We start from the raw sequence: 16414 nt of genomic DNA on the forward strand, positions 1-16414 counted from the left end.
CTCTTTTGGGTTTTAGTAGAAATTTCAAAAAAGGGCTTGTGTAAATGCACAAGTCAGTATTATTATAAATAACGGTTAAATGGCGAGTGTAGCCAAGTGGTTAAGGCAGTGGTTTGTGGTACCACCATTCGTGGGTTCAATTCCCATCATTCGCCCTTAAAATTAAAAATCACAAAAGAAAAGAGGTCACTTTGTGACCTCTTTTCTTTTTGGGTGTTTTGACGGTATCTCAAAGCCATAAAATTGCGAGACAGTTTAATTTACGCCTTAGCAATTTTCAAATAGGACGGTTGCAATTTCATGGGTAAGACAGTTGTAAGGTTCTGTGCGATCGCTTTGACCAGCCTCTTGATCGTAGTATCACTCGGCGGCTTATATCCGCAGGGTTTGAGGGCTGAGGGCAATACGATCTCGATCGCCGTAGCGGCATCTCTGAGCGGAGACGCAGCCAGTGGTGGGCAGGAAATCGTCGATAGCATCAAGCTATATATTGATACGACCAATCGTGAGGGGGGCATTAATGGTCGTCAACTTAAATTAAATGTTTTTGATGATAAGGGGAATGCGGATGGGGCAACTCAGGTTGCTAACGACATTGCTAAAAGTGATGCGCTAGTGGTGTTGGGGCATCGATCTTCCGATGCTTCGATCGCTGCTGGTAACATTTACCAAGAACGCAAATTACCAGCAATTACGGGTACAGCGAATAATCCTAAAGTTACCAGCGATCGCCCGTACTATTTTCGGATTATTTATACTAATCCTGATCTCGCAAAAACCTTGTCAATCTACGCACAGCAGGTACTCCAGTTCAAGACTGCTAGTGTAATTTATGACAAAGCTAGTAAAAATGAACAGACTCAATCGGAAGTAATTAAGTCAGCCTTTGAAGCCAATGGTAACGGCAAAATTCAAAAGACTTGGGCGATCGATTCTGATCCAGCCAATCGCAAAGCCTCAGTGCAGCAAATCGTCAATGAATTAGCATCTGAGCCTGAAGCAGGAATTTTATTTTTAACCATGTCCAAAGAGGAGGTTGCCGAAGACTTTTTGGTGGCGCTCAAGCAAAAAGGGCTGAAAAATCCTGTTTTAGGAGAGCAAGCGCTGGGAAGGGAATCCTTTGCGAAGCGATTTGAGAAATATGATGAAGAGAAGAAAACGGCGGGATTCTTTACCGATGGCATGTATGTACCATTGCCGATCCTGTTTGATAGTGCAGGAGCCGATGCCCAAGACTTTCTAGCTGCTTATCAAAAAGCCTACAACAAAACTCCTTCCTATTTAGGGGCAAAGTTTTATGAGGCAGCGATCGCGGCAGTGGATGCGATTCGGAAGGCTAATCCTAAGTTAACAACGGGAAGCTTAGAAGCCGATCGCGAACAGGTGCGCGATGCTCTGGCTAAACTGAACAATCGTAAGGTGGGGATCAGAGGCTTAACGGGGTTGCTTTATTTCAACAGCGATCGCAATAGCGATCAGCCCGTGCGTCTTGCTCAATTCCAAAACCAAAAATTGATTTCTGCATCCCAGCAATTTACGCCGATCGCTAATCCTGAGCGCTTGAATTTACCAAAAGAAATCCAGTCTGGAAGCATTGTGCAATCGGGTGAACAATATTTTTGGCGACAGCGCGTAGTTTATGCGGGGATGGATATCAATAAGCTGAATCGTATTGATAAGGCAACTTTTACCGCCGATTTTTATGTGTGGTTCCGCTATAACGGCAATGATGAACCTACGGAGATTCAGTTTCCTGATGCTGTCAGTAATAGTGTTAATCCCACTGCGCCTGTATTTGATGGTAAAGCCCCAATCAAATCCCAAGTTGTCAATGGCTTAAACTATCGGCTCTATCGGGTACGTGGTGAATTTCGGAATGCTTTTGATTTTCGTGACTATCCCTTTGATTCACAAAGATTAAACTTGCGTTTTGATAATCCCAATCTATCGACTGAGAGATTGATCTATGCGATCGATAAGGTTGGCTTAAGATTACCAAGACCTGAAGCCGAAGAACGTAAACCATTTCAAGGACTTCAGCTTTGGAATTTTAAAAGTATTACCTATTTCCAAGACTCATCACGCAGTACTTCCACTCAAGGCGACCCTGATTTATTTCAGTCAAATGCTCAAGTGGAATACCCTGGGTTAAGCATTAGGATGACTTTTCAACGCAAAACCTTAGTATTTCTATCTAAGAATGTGTTGCCGTTGATTTTGCTTTCGCTTTTAACCTATTGCTGCCTGTTCTTCCCTTATTCGATGTTTGTGCCACGCACGATGGCTCCTGCCTCGGCACTACTATCAGGAATTGTGTTGTTACTTTCTTTTAACAATCAACTGCCTGAAGTTGGCTACACCGTAGCGATGGAATATGTGTTTTATGTCTATTTCTGTTTATGTTTACTACCGATTCTGGTCACAGTAATCGGCACAAAACTGGATAAAGATGGGCATAAAAAAGCGTTTCAATACTTAAATATCGCTTCTTGGATTGTCTATCCATTGATTTTGATCATCACTGTTTCGACTTTTGCGATCGCCTATAGCGATCGCTTGGCTTAATTTGGAACTCAAGGTATGAATTTCTTGCTGCTATTCTTAGCTGTAAGAAGTGCAATATTTATACTGAGTTCTAAATTTTTACTCACCTACTGCTTTCCCACTAAAGAAATAGACATATAAAACCAAGAAATAGCGGTGCTGGGCTTCACCCAGCACCGCTATTTCTTGACTGGAAAAGGCGTATCTAAATTCGCATTTGGCTAATCAGATACCAAGATATAATGAACATCGGTGGATAAATGCGCCACGGGGCAAGTAACCCAACAAAAGGCAATCCTCTAAACCCAATCACATCTACATCACTATCATACTTTGACGGCATAGGGGATAAACGAATTATAGCTGCATCTGCTGCATCAAGTACTATGCTAGCCGAAGCAGCCAAAAGAATACCAACAAAGGACAAAATAGGAATTAAATGCGTTGCAATTGTAGAATTATCTTTTGAGAGAGCAAATCCCAATGCTGTGAACAACAAACCTTCAGCCGTCATAAGCCAAGTTAACCTATGATTCATGAGATCATTTTCGTGCCGAATCATTTCACGATTAACATCTTTTTTACTGTTGGGTATTTGCTTATATTGCCATGTCTTGGGAAGACACCACGATGATCGGCGGTATAGTCGAATCGCTTGAATTATCCAAAGTAGAGTGCAGAATACAAGAGATCCAGTGGTCAGATATGGTAGGAGCGATCGTAGTACTGATATGTTTAAGAAATTATCTAACATCGGTTTAATGAGAGAGAAAGCTTACAAGGGGGTATGATATCCATGAGAAATTCCTGTTAAAAATTAATTGATTCATTAGAAAACTGTAATTGCCCAGATCCCCGACTTTTTTAATGACTAGTATAACTAATCTATGATTGCCAAGAAAAAGTCGGGGATCTTAAATGCTGCATTTAAAAGTTTTTTATGCCGAGCTACCTAGTAATTCACTAAGGAAACAATGGGAACTTCTGGTAAAGCTTTTCTACCATTGAGAAAATCTAGCTCGATCAAAAATCCATACCCAAGTAGTTCCGCACCAGCATCCTTAATCAATTTCGCCGTAGCAGCCGCAGTCCCACCTGTAGCGATCACATCATCGATGATAATTACCCTCCCACCCACAGCGATCGCATCTTGATGCATCTCTAAGGTATCGGTTCCATATTCCAAAGAATATTCAACCCGAAATACTGCCGATGGTAACTTTTTTGGTTTACGAACTGGCACAAAGCCACAACCTAAAGACATAGCAAGCGCTGCACCAAGGATAAATCCTCTCGACTCAATCCCGACAATGCAATCGATCCCCCCAACATTCAATTCTGAAAATTTTGTTTTAAAACCTTGGATAATTGCTGTTAAGCCCTCACGATGCGCTAACAATGGCGTAATATCTCGAAAAATGATACCTTGCTGTGGAAAATCGGGTATATCGCGAATAATGCTTTTAAAGTCCATAGAATATTTGACCATCGTCGATCGCTAGAGAACTTCACAATCTTATCTGCATCCGCGATCGCATTGAACACAACAATATTGCGGTTTGATAACCTATACAACCAGAAGACGAGTGGCGGCGCGAAGCGCCGCCACTCGTCTTCTGGTTGTATATATAGAAGTGCCCCTTAGGGACGCACAATATAAATTAAAGAACCATTTTTTGTGGCGCGGCTTCGCCGCGCCACAAAAAATCGGGTTCTTTATTGAAATTTTGATGTGCATCAAAAAATGTGCATGTATACTGTATACAAAATATATGGGTTTGTTGCGATGTATGGCTTAAAAGCAATTGTCATCGGTGCGGGTATTGGTGGTCTCACCACAGGCATTGCCTTGCGACAAGCTGGTTATGAAGTGGAAATCTATGATCGGGTCAGGGATCTGCGTCCGATTGGGGCAGGGATCTCGCTCTGGTCAAATGGGGTCAAAGTCCTCAATCGTCTTGGCTTAAGTCAACAGCTAGCGGCGATCGGCGGGCAAATGCATTATATGGAATACCGCCATCTTTCGGGAGATGTCCTCAATCATATTTCCTTGCAACCATTAGTCGAAGAAGTTGGGCAGCGTCCCTATCCTGTGGCAAGGCGAGACTTACAAAATGTGCTATTGGAAGCCTTTGAGTCTGCGGGTGGTAAGTTAACTCTTGGTGCTAAATGTATTGGAATTCTCGATGGCTTTCGTGATGTCACAGCAAAGTTTGAAGATGGTAGCACTGCCACAGGCGATCTATTGGTAGCAGCCGATGGAGTACGCTCTCTTCTTCGTCAGTATATTCTCAATGATGCAGTCGAGCCTAAATATGCGGGCTATGTTAATTGGAATGGCTTAGTTCCCATTAGTACCGATCTTGCACCTGCGGATACTTGGTCAATCTATGTAGGTGAACATAAACGCGCTTCGCTGATGCCCTTAGCAGGCGATCGCTTCTATTTCTTTTTTGATGTGCCTTTACCTAAGGGAACCGTTAATGATGTTGCTAATTATAGAAATGAATTAAAACAACATTTTCAAGGTTGGGCAAAACCCGTACAGCTATTAATTGATCGCCTTGAACCTGAATCTGTCGCCCGTTTAGAAATTCATGATGTTGGTCCAATCTCCAAGATGGTCAAAGGTCGAGTAGCTTTACTGGGTGATGCTGCTCACGCAACTTGTCCCGACCTCGGTCAAGGTGGATGCCAAGCGATCGAAGATGGATGGGTGTTAGCCAATTATTTATCTTCCACAAATTTGAGTGTTCCCGATGCCCTAAGACGCTACGAAACAGAACGCAAGGTTCGCACTACCGAAATCGTCAACAAAGCAAGAAATCGGGCGGAAACCATTCACGGTAAAGATCCTGAAGTTACCCAAAAGTGGTATGACCAACTAGCTCAAGAAAATCCTTTAGATGTCACCAAAGCGATCGCCAAAATTATTAGTGGAGGACCCTTACATTGAGTAATTCAAGTTATACGATCGCGATGCTCAATCAAATGAGCCAATCAGAATTTACCGAAGCGATCGGTTCGATTTTTGAACATACCCCAGAAATAGCCGCCGAAGCTTGGCGATCGCGTCCTTTTACTGATGTCCAAAATTTGCATCAAATCATGGCAGCGATCGTTCTGAAAATGAGTGATGCTGAGAAATTAAAACTAATTTGCGCTCACCCCGATCTGGGTAGTAAGTTCAAAATGGCAGAAGCATCTGAACAGGAGCAATCCACTGTTGGGCTAGATCAACTCTCGGCAACAGAATATGCTCACTTTCAAAAGCTTAATCAAGATTACAAAGAGAAGTTCTCGTTCCCTTTTATCATCGCCGTTCGCAACCATACCAAAGATAGCATTCTCGCTGCTTTTGAAAAAAGACTTCAGAACAATCTAGAAGTAGAAAAACAGCAAGCGATCGTAGAAATCATTGAAATTGCTAGATGGAGGTTAACTTTGGCTATTGAGTAGTTTACTGCAATACTGGCGCATTCGGTGCGCTCGCAGGAACGCAATTTTATTATTAAAAGTGATCGCCATGGCTGCCATTAAGGATCAGCGCTTGTGGATTTTAACTAGCATTTGGGTTTGGGCAAGGTGGGGGCAACTTCGCGCTATTATGGCTTGTCCCTATCTCAAAGTGATCGACAAAGGCAAATTTCATTAAGAAGATTTGCATCACTGGCAAGTGTGGCTAATGGCGATTTTATTAGCGGCTGGTAATTTAGCGATCAGCTTTTACAATTCCCTTTATTTACGTGATGTGCAACTAAAAGTCTGCAAGCCCTGATTTCTCGTACTGCACTGATAAGCAATTTACATTTCAGGTAGCTCAAACAACCTAAGAGCAATAGCTCAAAAATAGTTGCACATCGCGTTTTATTTGGGAATTGGTTTAACGGTAATTGGCTTTAGCTTGGCATGGCTGCTAAATCGTCAACTTGGCGGACAGACTGGCGATACCTACGGCGCGATCATGGAGTGGAGTGAGATGTTGAGTTTAGTGGTGATCGCTTACTTAATTACTTAGAGACTTGCCGTATCTTTCTCATAACCCGATCCCGAATTCAGTTTCAGCTTGTTTTGATCAGGAAACACAAAACTTGTCAAGTTTTGTGTTTCCTGATTGAGTTCATTCATTTATAAGTTGTATAAAGAATATGTTTTAGTATGTAGGGGATGGGAAACATGCATACATTAATTGGTAAAAGCTCGGATTCACAAAATTCTTCTAATGCTCCAATCAAATCCTTATTTCAACCACACCCTTTTGCACCACAAGTGCAAACTGAATCAGCTACTCCACTGGCTGAAAGACTAGAATTTCAATCAGAGGAAAAAAGGAACCTAAACTCTGACTACAATCTCGCTGACATTTTAATGGCTTCTGGCAGCCCTAGCGAACCACCGAAGATTCAGCCAAAACTCAAGCTCGGAGAAGTGGGGGATGAATACGAACAGGAAGATGATCGCGTAGCGTCACAGGTTGTCAGTCAAATCAATAAGCCAATCCAAAAAAAATTACAGCGAGTATCTGAAGCTGAGGCGATCCAGCGTAAACAGGAATTTGCGGCTCAGCAAAAAGCATCAAAGCCATTTATCAAACCATTTAATATCAAATCGCAGGATCAAACTGTCCAAAGGCAAGAGGAGATCGGGGGTGGTAAGGCTTCGGCGGATCTCGAATCTTCAATTCAAGGGGCAAGGGGTGGCGGGCAGTCTTTGGATGCGAATCTGCAACAGTCGATGGGGCAAGCGATGGGGGCAGATTTTAGTAGTGTGAAGGTACATACCGATTCGCAGTCTGACCAGTTAAATAAATCAATTCAGGCTAAAGCCTTTACCACGGGGCAGGATGTGTTTTTTAGGCAAGGGGCTTATGAGCCATCTAGTCGAGGTGGACAGGAGTTGATTGCCCATGAGTTGACTCATGTGGTGCAGCAAAATGGTGGGGCGGTGCAGCGTAAACAATTAGAGATTGAATCACTCTCCGAAGATACAGATATTGCCCTTTCGTCCTCAGATAATTTAGTTCAACGTCACGGAAATTTACCAACACCAACCACAACTACAACACCAACCACAACTACAACACCGACCACAACTACAACACCGACCACAACTACAACACCGACCACAACTACAACACCGACCACAACTACAACACCGACCACAACTACAACACCGACTACTAATAGTCCTTTTTACGTTGTGATAAACAAATCACAAATGTATGAGAAGACGACTAGTAACAAGTTTTTCGGTGGCACTGAAGAATCGTTAAAAGGTAAAGGAGTCGCATCCGTTGGAGATATTCTCCAAACAGTTGACGACACAGAAGAAACTTATGCCAAGAAAAAGTTGTACCCCAGTGTTATAAATCTGAATATTGGAGGATCACCAGCCGCAGTAGAGCAGGAAAAAGTAAGACCCTTGAGTGAAAAGCCGAAAGTAACACCAGAAACGAATCAAAACATGATTACTACAGCAGACACCAAACTGTATTTCGATCATGAGAAAGGTCGTGGCGCAAATATTGGTCTGGGTAAAGAATATAAACCGATTAGACGCAACACCAAAGTTTTAGTTGATAAGGGAATGATCGGGGTCAATAGTTCTGGTCAAGATACTTACTACCGCGTTCAACATGAAGGTAAGTACTTATACCAAGAAATGTCGTCTCTAGGTGAGACAGCAGGATTAGCACCAGGAAAATCTGCGGCAACGGCTGATATCAATGATGCTTCTGGCTATATGCCTGGATACATCAGAACGAATGGTAATATTTTCAGAAAAGTGGGCAATAAGTTTGTAAAAGCTGACTCTGTAGAATCAGGAACTTTGGTTATGGTCAACTTCATGGCTTATACAGAAAAAGATGGGCTGAACCATGTTGCCATTAAAGTAATCAATGATGATGGTAATTATGGCGAACCGCTTTATATCCAAGAGTATAAAGTTACGATCTCTGCTCAGCAGACAAAAGTCGAAAATCCAGAAGAAGATACAGAAAGTACATTAGATGCCATATTGGAAGGTGGGTCTGGTGTCTTAGAGGGCGGTAAAGCTCCTATGGAAGAAGTTAGTGATGGTCTCGACGCAGGAATTTTGCAAGAGAACCAAGATGGTAGAATGCAAGGCATTGAGAGTCAGAAAGGAGGAACAATTGAAAGAGATAAGAATAGAATGGATGCGATCGCTGGTAGCGCCGACATTCTGCTTGGCATCTTCGGATTTGTTCAGAGCCTCAAGAAACTTTATAGTGAGGGTGATGGTTGGGAGAAATTCTTTGCCACGTTAGAAGGACTATCATCATTAGCAACCGCAGGTTCGGGAGTTACGAAAGCGGTTGATTCTATCTATAAAGCCAAAGGTTCTCCTAGTGAAGATAATACGGGATGGGATTTGGCTGGCAAAGTTGGTGGCGCGATCGCTGATGGTCTTAACTCTGTCAAAGATGCGGCTATGGCAATTATTGGGCTAGTTCGGATGGACAAAAAAAGCACCCAAAAAGCTGGAACTGCAAGTAAGTTAGGCGTACAAATGCTGGGGGCTGTCCAGTCAGGTCTCAAATGTGCCAAAGGTTTCTTCGATGCGTTTGATCGCGGTGGAGTACCAACGAGTCTGTTTAATGCGATTCCAGGAATCGGGATTGCGATCAATGCAGCTAGTGCGATCATTTCCTTTGGTACGGCTTATGTCGCGAGTAAGCAGGAAGGAACAATGCAAGAGTCGGAGCAAGGAATGCACCAACAGCTTTATGATGTTATCCAATGGAGTCTTCGTGTTGACGAGCAAGGGAATCCACAAGTCTCTACTGCTGGGCTATTCAATCCTGACGAATGGATGGTAGATGACAAACGCGGAGTCTTTGGCTTCAGAAACGTTTATAAACGAGTCAATCCTTATGTATTAAAACAATTAGAAGGATTTGACGGAACTTCCATCATAATTAAACTATCAGGCACGACCAGAGTTAAATTAGGGAAGCAAGAAGTTGAGGCAATCAAAGAATACGAATTAGCCAGCAAGTTGCGTGAAATCAACCAAAAACGCAAAGTCAAGAATAACATTAGTGGATCTGCGGCTTTGGTGAGTATGGCAGGTGATATTGCTACGGTTACTGGCGTTGGTGCGGTCATTGGTGGAGCAATTAAAGGAGCCTTAGCTAGCGGTAAACTATTGTATGCTGGAGGTCGATTTGTTCAGCAATATTCCCGCGATAAAGCTAGCGCGGGTATCCAACAAGCCGTTGAAGGTGCAACTAGCTTAGAAGACTTCAAAACAAAAAATGTAGACACAGATAAATCACAGCAGAAAAAAGAGAAAGAATATTTAAATCATGCTAGATTCATCTTTACAATGGTAGGACAATTACCTGATGTTGCATCAATGGCTAATACTGTCGCAAAAGAGGACAGGGCAAAAATGGTTCAGAAGTATCGACGGACGGAAGCCTATATCAAAGCAACTGGAGTGGATGTCGGAATTTTATATTCCAAAAATGGCAACCCTCAAGAACAGATGAAATTGATAGTAAATGCTATCAAAGAGAGATAAGTTTTACAAATTAAAAGGATGATAAACTTTATGGTTTCTGAAGAGACAAATGCCAAGACTTATATGGAATTGGCGCGATTAGAAGAATGCTTGGCTGAGATGGATTTTCGCACCCAGTTAATCGAAAGATCGGCGGAGTATGAAATCAATGTTTTGCTCGCATCTATTGAGCCAGATTACAAAAACAGAGAAAGAATGGTGAATTTTACTTTCGTTCCTGTGGGCGACGACCAGTTAGATTACATCAGTTTGTTGCAGTTTTATACTAACTATCCCTTTGAGTTAGATAACGCTTACAAAGATGAGCTAATTAAGTTGTTGTGTTTTCTCAATACTAAAATGCCGATGGGTTGTCTCAGTATCAATAAAGACAATCAAGTATTTTTTAAATATATTTACGCAATCAAAAAACATGAATTTCTAGAGAAAGACAGCACCCAAGAATTAGTAGCCCTGTTCCAATATGCAATGAGCATCTTCGCCCAGCCTATTGAAGAAGTTGCTATAGGTACAATGACCTGCGCTAAAGCACTTGAGGATTTATAAAAAATTGCAAAAGAGTAGTGGCAATTCATAAATTGCCACTACTCTTTTCTTGATTGCCTGACCGCAAACTGTGAAAAAACAAACTCAGTTGGCATTGTCCAAAATTATGAGTTTATCTGTTCCCTTATCCATTTTCTAACCTCCCTCATCAATTTATTATCATTATTAGCCGACTATTGCAAAAACTGATTAAAAACCTCGCTAGAAACCATCATGAAAGCAAGGCTGAACTCATTCTCTAAGTATTCTTTAAATTGTCATTTATAAATATAAATATTGGAAGCACTATATTTACATCTTTCGGGTATACCTAGATCCCGATAAATTGCAAATCTACGATCGCTAGGACTAGTAATATTCACTTCAACGACCAATTTGTAGCATCTTTCTATTGCTGAATATTAGCTGACACAGATTTCCGTGTATCCTAGGACTACCTAGATGCGTGAAGCGTTTTAGAGCATTTGTCAGCCAATCAGGCTAACAGCTAACAGCCAAAATTCATCCAATCCACTTATATGTAACCTCCTATGACATACCCAAGAGACATGATTGGCTACGGGCGATTTGTTCCCGATGCGAAATGGAAAGATAATGCCCGTGTTGCTGTCCAGTTTGTGATTAATTATGAAGAAGGCGGCGAAACTTCTATCCTGCATGGAGACACTGCCTCAGAAACTTTTCTGTCAGAAATTGTAGGTGCAGTTCCCTTTAATGGATTGCGCCATATGAATATGGAATCTTGCTATGAATATGGAAGCCGCGCAGGATTTTGGCGCTTGTATCGCATGTTCTGCGATCGCAATATTCCTGTAACTATTTACGGTATTGCGATGGCTCTCGCTCGTAATCCTGAAGCCGTCGCCGCCATGCTGGAGGCCGATTGGGAAATTGCGAGTCATGGCTATCGTTGGATTGATTACAAATATTTTTCGCCTGAACAAGAGCGCGAACATTTGCAAAAGGCGATCGCTATTCATACACAAGTGACAGGAGAACGTCCCCTCGGTTGGTATACGGGGCGCACTAGTGAGCATACACGCCGTTTAGTTGTGGAAGAAGGTGGATTTCTCTATGATTCCGACAGCTATGCCGATGACCTGCCCTATTGGAATTATGAATATGGCAAGCCGCACCTAGTTATTCCCTATACCCTCGACAATAACGATATGCGCTTTGCTACACCCCAAGGCTTTAATTCAGGCGATCAGTTTTTTGCTTATTTGCGTGATGCCTTTGATGTTCTCTACGCTGAAGGCGACACTTCTCCAAAAATGATGAGCATCGGTTTACATTGTCGCCTAGTCGGTCGCCCAGGGAGAGCGGCGGCTTTGGCGAGATTTTTGGATTATATCCAGAGTCACGATCGCGTTTGGATTTGTCGCCGTATTGACATTGCTCGTCATTGGCACAAGCATCATAAACCAGCCTAAGAATCGGCGGCGCAAAACGCTGCCGATGACAAAACCCTATCTCAAATAAAAAAATGAAAGTTGATGTATATAAGCTTCCTCAAAATAGTCCTGATGATCTCACGGCTCTAGAGGCGGCGATCGCTTCAGGCAAGATTAATCCTCAGCAAATTGTGGCGATTATGGGGAAGACCGAAGGCAATGGCTGTGTTAATGATTTTACACGCGGTTTTGCGGTGCAAACATTAAAGAACTACCTCGCGAATTTTGTAGGACAGGACAAATCGGCAGCAATTGTTTATGTCATGTCTGGGGGAACTGAGGGAGCCTTAAGCCCCCATTTAACAATTTTTACAAGTCAACCTTCGCAGCCAGACATACCGACTCGTATGGCTTTAGCCTTGGGAGTGATTCATACCCGTGATTTTACCCCTGCGGAAATTGGCTCGTTAATCATGGTCAAAGAAGTTGCCCTAGCGGTAAATCAAGCGATCGCTGCCGCAGGAATTGCCAAAGATGATGTGCATTTTATCCAGATTAAATGCCCACTTGTCACCAGTCGCGATCGTTTGCTAGATGAAGATCATGATGCGAAATCAGTCAGTAAATCGATAACTAGCTATCAGTCAATGGGTTACTCGCGTGGAGCCTCAGCACTGGGCGTAGCGGTTGCCCTAGGTGAAGTTCAACTAGAAGATCTCACAGAAGCAGATATTTGCCAAAATTATGCTTTATATTCCACGGTTGCATCCACATCCGCGGGGGTAGAGTTACGCAACTGTGAGATTTTGGTATTAGGGAATGCACCAACATCCACTAGTAATTTTGTGATTGGTCATAGTGTGATGCAACATGCTCTAGATGCTGAAGCAGTGATCAAGGCGATTGCATCCACAGGGCAAACCAGCGATCGGGTTGTAAATATATTTGCCAAAGCTGAAGCTGACCCATCGGGAGAGCTTTTGGGCAGAAGACACACGATGATGGATGACTCCGATATCAACCATACGCGCATGGCAAGGGCTGTGGTTGGTGCAGTAGTGGCTTCTATCGTGCAAGATCCGATGGTTTATGTCTCAGGCGGTGCTGAACATCAAGGACCTTCAGGTGGGGGGCCAGTTGCCGCGATCGCTCGCATAGATTAAAAAAAGGGGGGGCACTTTATGCCCCCCTTTTTTTAATCTATGCATTTTTATAAGCAGCCCAACCACCAAGATGAGAGATATCTTTCCAATTAAACTTCTCAATTAGTTCTTGAGGATAGAGAAAAGCAGTTAAAACTTCTCCATCTTCTAAATAAACATCCGCAGGGTACATATTTGGAGGTTCATTACTAGCAAGATAGTCAAATTCATCAGCTTGCATCTCATAAACTTCTCCTGGGATCGAAATTCCACCTGTTTCCACTTCATAAATCGCAGGATGCCAGCCATCGCCAGCAGCATGAAGTCGATAGCGAGTTTGGGTGCGTGCAGGACGGATAAACTTTGCACCTTGCAAGTTCCCATGATCTGGCTGTCCACGTAGAGCCGAACCACAAATGAATACTCGTCTTGTCCCGTTGGATGCTGTCATATATAAGGCTTGTGAATTTATAGATTAGTTTCGTATATTGCAATCCTAAATTGTTTGAAAGAGTTCGCCCTTCGGGCGAACTCTTTCAAACAATTTAATCTCACAAATGAAATAGGATCGCTATACAAGCTTAATGTATACAGTATGCAGTTGTGAAGTAAAATATTTTAATAGGCAGCGCAAAGCGCTGCCTATTAAAATACGGGTTTGTGAAATTATGTCTGGAAAACTCTCAACTCACGTCCTTGATACAGTGCATGGATGTCCCGCGAGAAATATGCAACTTGAATTATGGGCGATCGCTAGCATTGGTCAAAAACAATTAGTCAAAACTTTATATACCAATAATGATGGTAGAACAGATGAACTTTTGTTAAATGAAAGTGAGATTAAAGTCGGCATATACGAAATTTGTTTTTACGTTGGCGACTATTTTAAGGGCTATGCTTTATCTCTACCTCAGCCTAGTTTTTTGACAGTTGTTCCTGTGCGCTTTGGTATTGCAGATGCAAGCAATCGCTACCATGTCCCTCTGCTAGTTTCACCTTGGGCTTACAGCACTTATCGCGGTAGTTAGTCCTTGTGTAGAGTGGCAAAGCCACCTCCACAAAAATTTGGCTTTGTTAACGGGCAAATTCTTTGTAATCTGCAATACAGAAAGCGATCGCAAATCTAAAGTTTAATCGCAGTAATTTGGATACTGTATACAGTATCCAAATTACTGCGAGTTTTCGTTCGTCGCTCATGTAATTGGTTTGAGGAGTTATGTCAAAGGCTTTCAACAGTTCGCTTTCCTGTCTGGCGATGTTTGTCGCTCTATCTAGTTTGTACGATGCCCCTGCAAAGGCTGCGCCTCAAGCTTCAGATGATTTATCTAAAGATTTATCAACTAATGTATCGACAGTAAATTTATCAAAAAATACCTCTCCAGAGGCTAACACATCGATTAGCAATTTAATCGATCGCCAAGAGAATGCTGTCACTCTCCAACCCAGTTTGTCCACAAGTTCACCAGTTAGTAATTTAGAAGTGGATAAACTGGCAGAAACTACAGATGTTTCGCAAGTAACTTCTGTTTCCCAGCTATCTGATGTACGTCCAACTGATTGGGCTTTTACTGCTCTTCAGTCTTTAGTAGAGCGTTATGGCTGTATTGCAGGTTATCCAGACAGCACTTTTCGAGGTGGTAAAGCTTTAGCAAGATACGAGTTTGCGGCTGGACTAAATGCTTGTTTGGATAAGATCAATGAAATCATTTCCGCAGGACTAGCTGATAAAGTATCTAAGGAAGATCTTGCCACTTTACAGAAACTTCAAGAAGAATTTGCGGCGGAATTGGCGACCCTACGTGGCCGCGTAGATGCACTTGATGCCAAGACTGCCAAACTCGAAGCACAGCAGTTCTCAACAACAACTAAGCTCAGTGGTCTTGCCTTCTTTAACCTTACTGGAGCTACGGCATCTGCACCTGTGAGAGCTGAGCGCAGTCTAACTGCACCTGCTAGTGCTTTTGCCGCACCTACTCGTGTTGGTGGTGTACCAACTACAGTTAATAGAAGTAATCCTAACCTTACATTTGGTTACTATCTGTTCTTAAACCTGACAACATCTTTCACAGGTAAAGATGCTTTGGTTACCCAACTGGTAACTGGTAATGGTAACTCCCCAGCCAATAACTTTGTATCTGCTGGCTATACCAACTCTTGGGGAACTCCATTTCTTGATCAGACAGGTGTACCGAGTGCCAATGTATTTAATATTCGTGAGTTGTTCTATAGTTTCCCTGTCTCTAGTAACGTTAATGTTGCGATCGGTCCTCGTTTGAATTTCTATCGCTATTTTGATGGCAATCGTTTTACTAGTTTCTTAACAGGTGCAACCAGTTTTAACTCGAATGGAAGCACTTTATCGAATGCCGTTGATCGCGGATCAGGCGCTGTTGTAACTTGGACGCTTAATCCGCAGTTTAGATTTACAGCAGGCTATCTTGGTGAAAACACAGAGTTTCTTAGTGCTCCTAACAATACCTCCAGCGATCCGCAAAAAGGACTATTTGGTGGAACCAATACTCTAAGTGCCGAGTTAGTCTATTCACCAAGTCGCGATGCTAACATTCGGTTCTTGTATACCCGATCCAATATTCAAGCTAATGGCGGTCGCATCAGTGGCGCAATTGCTGAACCTCTGCCATACGGTTTTGCGGATGATGGTCAGGGTGGCGCAATTAACAATGCTACTGCCGATACGTTTATCTTGAACTTTGATTGGTTGATTACTAAAGGATTTGGGGTGTTTGGTCGCTACTCATATGGCAGTACCAATATTTCGCCAATCAATCCTGCGGTACAAGGCGGTAGCGTTAACGTTAATGCATTTCAATTTGGCTTAGCATTCCCCGATCTATTTAAGGAAAGTGCCTTGGCAGTGCTTTCTTTTGTTGTGCCTCATAGCTACAGCAGTGGACGTAATTTCTTGCTCTCTGGTGGTGGAGATGGAGCTACTCAATACGATTTAGAGCTTTCTTACTATTACCCAATCAGCAAAAATATTGCGATCGTTCCTGCGTTCTACGCAATTTTCAATCCCAATAGCTTCTCGACTAACCCAACTGTATTTGTAGGTAATCTACGAACTCAGTTTAGTTTCTAAGTATCGAAGATTTTAGAATTAGCGGCGCTATGCACCACTGATTCTAAATAAGACCTAAATAAGAGAGGTGGTGCTAAGCACTGTCTCTCTTATTTTTTGTGTTTCAGGATGCTGGAGCAAATATACCCAAATAAGTGAAG

14 protein-coding genes and 1 tRNA gene are annotated in these 16414 nt (G+C 42.6%); 11 read left to right on the top strand and 4 right to left on the bottom strand.

Annotation, left to right across the window (positions count from 1 at the left end; genetic code table 11):
- Window positions 1–82: 82 nt before the first annotated feature.
- Both ABM313_RS07340 and ABM313_RS07345 read left to right on the top strand, forming a co-directional pair.
- Window positions 83–155, top strand: a tRNA-His gene (locus ABM313_RS07340).
- A 145-nt stretch (window positions 156–300) separates the two neighbouring features.
- Window positions 301–2565, top strand: a complete 2265-nt coding sequence (locus ABM313_RS07345; protein ID WP_434687000.1) for an ABC transporter substrate-binding protein — start codon at window positions 301–303, stop codon at window positions 2563–2565.
- Between the two features lie 184 nt (window positions 2566–2749).
- Here the strand turns inward: ABM313_RS07345 and ABM313_RS07350 are convergent, their stop codons facing one another.
- Together ABM313_RS07350 and ABM313_RS07355 are read right to left on the bottom strand one after the other, a co-directional pair.
- Entirely contained in the window at window positions 2750–3058 is a 309-nt protein-coding gene (locus ABM313_RS07350) for a hypothetical protein (RefSeq protein ID WP_434687001.1), read from the bottom strand.
- 438 nt (window positions 3059–3496) lie between these two features.
- Window positions 3497–4018 carry an adenine phosphoribosyltransferase gene (locus ABM313_RS07355; RefSeq protein WP_434687002.1) on the bottom strand — a complete coding sequence of 174 codons (522 nt, stop codon included), beginning with the start codon at window positions 4016–4018 and terminating at the stop codon, window positions 3497–3499.
- Window positions 4019–4330: 312 nt separating this feature from the next.
- Between ABM313_RS07355 and hpxO the strand changes: the two genes are divergently transcribed.
- The 7 genes from hpxO (at window position 4331) to ABM313_RS07390 (ending at window position 13195) form a co-directional block, all read left to right on the top strand.
- Window positions 4331–5500 carry an FAD-dependent urate hydroxylase HpxO gene (gene hpxO, locus ABM313_RS07360; RefSeq protein ID WP_434688403.1) on the top strand — a complete coding sequence of 390 codons (1170 nt, stop codon included), beginning with the start codon at window positions 4331–4333 and terminating at the stop codon, window positions 5498–5500.
- Window positions 5501–5535: 35 nt separating this feature from the next.
- On the top strand, window positions 5536–6003 hold the full coding sequence (gene uraD, locus ABM313_RS07365; RefSeq protein WP_434688405.1) for a 2-oxo-4-hydroxy-4-carboxy-5-ureidoimidazoline decarboxylase: 468 nt from the start codon (window positions 5536–5538) through the stop codon (window positions 6001–6003).
- A gap of 394 nt (window positions 6004–6397) precedes the next feature.
- Window positions 6398–6562 (top strand): adenosylcobinamide-GDP ribazoletransferase, encoded by a 165-nt coding sequence (locus tag ABM313_RS07370; RefSeq protein WP_434687003.1) that lies wholly within the window; start codon window positions 6398–6400, stop codon window positions 6560–6562.
- A 158-nt stretch (window positions 6563–6720) separates the two neighbouring features.
- The gene (locus tag ABM313_RS07375; RefSeq protein ID WP_434687004.1) at window positions 6721–10092 is read left to right on the top strand and encodes an eCIS core domain-containing protein; all 3372 of its coding nucleotides are present in this window, start codon (window positions 6721–6723) and stop codon (window positions 10090–10092) included.
- Window positions 10093–10122: 30 nt separating this feature from the next.
- On the top strand, window positions 10123–10638 hold the full coding sequence (locus ABM313_RS07380; RefSeq protein ID WP_434687005.1) for a hypothetical protein: 516 nt from the start codon (window positions 10123–10125) through the stop codon (window positions 10636–10638).
- 530 nt (window positions 10639–11168) lie between these two features.
- Window positions 11169–12071, top strand: a complete 903-nt coding sequence (puuE, locus tag ABM313_RS07385; RefSeq protein ID WP_434687006.1) for an allantoinase PuuE — start codon at window positions 11169–11171, stop codon at window positions 12069–12071.
- A 53-nt stretch (window positions 12072–12124) separates the two neighbouring features.
- On the top strand, window positions 12125–13195 hold the full coding sequence (locus tag ABM313_RS07390; RefSeq protein ID WP_434687007.1) for a ring-opening amidohydrolase: 1071 nt from the start codon (window positions 12125–12127) through the stop codon (window positions 13193–13195).
- Window positions 13196–13232: 37 nt separating this feature from the next.
- Here ABM313_RS07390 and ABM313_RS07395 read toward each other — a convergent pair whose 3' ends face one another.
- Entirely contained in the window at window positions 13233–13625 is a 393-nt protein-coding gene (locus ABM313_RS07395) for an allophanate hydrolase-related protein (protein WP_434687008.1), read from the bottom strand.
- Window positions 13626–13842: 217 nt separating this feature from the next.
- Here ABM313_RS07395 and uraH point away from each other — a divergent pair, with 217 nt between their 5' ends.
- The gene (gene uraH / locus ABM313_RS07400; protein ID WP_434687009.1) at window positions 13843–14202 is read left to right on the top strand and encodes a hydroxyisourate hydrolase; all 360 of its coding nucleotides are present in this window, start codon (window positions 13843–13845) and stop codon (window positions 14200–14202) included.
- A gap of 46 nt (window positions 14203–14248) precedes the next feature.
- Here uraH and ABM313_RS07405 read toward each other — a convergent pair whose 3' ends face one another.
- Complete coding sequence (locus tag ABM313_RS07405; RefSeq protein WP_434687010.1) at window positions 14249–14371, bottom strand: hypothetical protein; 123 nt, start codon at window positions 14369–14371, stop codon at window positions 14249–14251.
- A gap of 19 nt (window positions 14372–14390) precedes the next feature.
- On the opposite strand from ABM313_RS07405, the gene ABM313_RS07410 reads away from it, so the two are divergent.
- Window positions 14391–16274 carry an iron uptake porin gene (locus tag ABM313_RS07410; protein ID WP_434687011.1) on the top strand — a complete coding sequence of 628 codons (1884 nt, stop codon included), beginning with the start codon at window positions 14391–14393 and terminating at the stop codon, window positions 16272–16274.
- Window positions 16275–16414: the final 140 nt, after the last annotated feature.

This window comes from Pseudanabaena minima str. Chao 2107 (assembly GCF_051131155.1).
GTDB lineage: Bacteria > Cyanobacteriota > Cyanobacteriia > Pseudanabaenales > Pseudanabaenaceae > Pseudanabaena > Pseudanabaena minima.

Coding starts and splice junctions, on each gene's coding strand:
- ABM313_RS07405 (WP_434687010.1), bottom strand. CDS start 14,371: ATGAGCGACGAACGAAAACTCGCAGTAATTTGGATACTGTATACAGTA.
- ABM313_RS07395 (WP_434687008.1), bottom strand. CDS start 13,625: ATGACAGCATCCAACGGGACAAGACGAGTATTCATTTGTGGTTCGGCT.
- hpxO (WP_434688403.1), top strand. CDS start 4,331: ATGTATGGCTTAAAAGCAATTGTCATCGGTGCGGGTATTGGTGGTCTC.
- uraH (WP_434687009.1), top strand. CDS start 13,843: ATGTCTGGAAAACTCTCAACTCACGTCCTTGATACAGTGCATGGATGT.
- ABM313_RS07350 (WP_434687001.1), bottom strand. CDS start 3,058: ATGACGGCTGAAGGTTTGTTGTTCACAGCATTGGGATTTGCTCTCTCA.
- ABM313_RS07355 (WP_434687002.1), bottom strand. CDS start 4,018: ATGGACTTTAAAAGCATTATTCGCGATATACCCGATTTTCCACAGCAA.
- ABM313_RS07390 (WP_434687007.1), top strand. CDS start 12,125: ATGAAAGTTGATGTATATAAGCTTCCTCAAAATAGTCCTGATGATCTC.
- ABM313_RS07375 (WP_434687004.1), top strand. CDS start 6,721: ATGCATACATTAATTGGTAAAAGCTCGGATTCACAAAATTCTTCTAAT.
- ABM313_RS07345 (WP_434687000.1), top strand. CDS start 301: ATGGGTAAGACAGTTGTAAGGTTCTGTGCGATCGCTTTGACCAGCCTC.
- ABM313_RS07380 (WP_434687005.1), top strand. CDS start 10,123: ATGGTTTCTGAAGAGACAAATGCCAAGACTTATATGGAATTGGCGCGA.
- uraD (WP_434688405.1), top strand. CDS start 5,536: ATGAGCCAATCAGAATTTACCGAAGCGATCGGTTCGATTTTTGAACAT.
- puuE (WP_434687006.1), top strand. CDS start 11,169: ATGACATACCCAAGAGACATGATTGGCTACGGGCGATTTGTTCCCGAT.
- ABM313_RS07410 (WP_434687011.1), top strand. CDS start 14,391: ATGTCAAAGGCTTTCAACAGTTCGCTTTCCTGTCTGGCGATGTTTGTC.